Origin of the sequence: Kitasatospora sp. A2-31, from assembly GCF_022288725.1 — a bacterium.
In the GTDB taxonomy this organism is placed as follows: domain Bacteria; phylum Actinomycetota; class Actinomycetes; order Streptomycetales; family Streptomycetaceae; genus Kitasatospora.
Genome location: NZ_JAKNTA010000110.1, coordinates 1 through 1,838 on the forward strand (window position 1 = coordinate 1; position 1,838 = coordinate 1,838).

1 protein-coding gene is annotated in these 1,838 nt (G+C 71.3%); it reads right to left on the reverse strand.

What is annotated here, in order from left to right; translation table 11 throughout:
• The coding region (locus tag MCM47_RS39945; protein ID WP_238951748.1) for a protein meaA at nucleotides 1–1,838 on the reverse strand (1,838 nt) is incomplete at both ends.

A 1,838-nucleotide genomic window follows, 5' to 3' on the forward strand; every position in this document is an offset into this window, starting at 1 on the left:
CGTCCGCTGCCGGGATGATGCCACCCACGATCACCGGGACATCCTCCACCCCGGCCCGCCGCAGCCGCTGCAGAACGTCGGGAACGAGTTCGCAGTGGGCTCCGGAGAGGATCGACAGACCCACGCAGTGCACGTCCTCCGCGACGGCGGCGGAGACGATCTGCTCGGGGGTGAGCCGGATGCCCTGGTAGACCACCTCGAACCCGGCGTCACGGGCCCGGACCGCGATCTGCTCGGCGCCGTTGGAGTGCCCGTCCAGGCCGGGCTTGCCGACCAGCAGGCGCAGCTTGCCGGTGCCCAGCTCCTCGGCGGTGGCCGCGACCGCGGCGCGGACCGCGGCCAGTTCGCCGCCCGGCTCGGCCGCGACCGCGACCGGGGCGCCGCCGACGCCGGTGGGCGCGCGGTACTCGCCGAAGACCTCGCGCAGGGCGAAGGCCCACTCGCCGGTGGTGACCCCGGCACGGGCGCAGGCGAGCGTCGCGGCCATCAGGTTGGCGTCCGTGGCGGCGACCTCCTTGAGCTCGGCCAGCGCCCGCTGTGCGGCTGCCTCGTCGCGCTGCTCGCGCCAGGCCTCCAGCGCCCTCAGCACGGACTGCTCGGAGGCCGGGTCGACCACCATGATCGCGGTGTCGAGGTCGGCCGTGAGCGGGCTCTCCTCGGTGGTGTCGAAGCAGTTGACGCCGACGATCTTGTCCTCGCCGGACTCGATCCGGGCCCGGCGGGCGGCGTGCGAGGCGACCAGGTTGGCCTTGAGGTAGCCGGACTCGACGGCCGGGATGATGCCCCGGTTGCCCGCCTTGGCGCCCATCTCCAGCACCTTGGCGATCTCGGCCTCGGCGCCGGCCAGCAGCTCGGCGGTCTTGGCCTCGATCACCTCGGAGCCGTTGAAGATGTCGCCGTACTCCAGCAGGTCCGACTCGTAGGCGAGCACCTGCTGGATCCGCAGCGACCACTGCTGGTCCCACGGGCGGGGCAGGCCGAGCGCCTCGTTCCAGGCCGGCAGCTGGACGGCCCGGGCGCGGGCGTCCTTGGAGAGGGTGACGGCGAGCATCTCCAGCACGATCCGCTGGACGTTGTTCTCCGGCTGCGCCTCGGTCAGGCCCAGCGAGTTGACCTGGACGCCGTAGCGGAACCGGCGCTGCTTCGGGTCCTCGATGCCGTACCGCTCCAGCGTGACCTTCTCCCAGAGCCGGGCGAAGGCGCGCATCTTGCACATCTCCTCGACGAACCGCACGCCGGCGTTGACGAAGAAGGAGATGCGGGCGACCACCTCGCCCATCCGCTCGGCCGGCACCTGGCCGGAGTCGCGCACCGCGTCGAGCACCGAGATCGCGGTGCACATCGCGTAGGCGATCTCCTGGACCGGGGTGGCCCCGGCCTCCTGGAGGTGGTAGCTGCAGATGTTGATCGGGTTCCACTTGGGGATGTTGCCGACCGTGTAGGCGATCATGTCGGTGATCAGGCGCACCGACGGCCCGGGCGGGAAGACGTGCGTCCCGCGCGAGAGGTACTCCTTGACGATGTCGTTCTGGGTGGTGCCGGTGAGCTTGGCGATGTCGGCGCCCTGCTCCTCGGCCACCACCTGGTAGAGCGCCAGCAGCCACATGGCGGTGGCGTTGATCGTCATCGAGGTGTTGGTCTGTTCGAGCGGGATGCCGTCGAACAGCGCGCGCATGTCGCCGACGTGACCCACCGGCACGCCGACCCGGCCGACCTCGCCGCGGGCGAGGATGTGGTCGGAGTCGTAGCCGGTCTGGGTCGGCAAGTCGAAGGCGACGGAGAGACCGGTCTGGCCCTTGGCGAGGTTCCGCCGGTAGAGGGCGTTGGAGTCCTTCGCC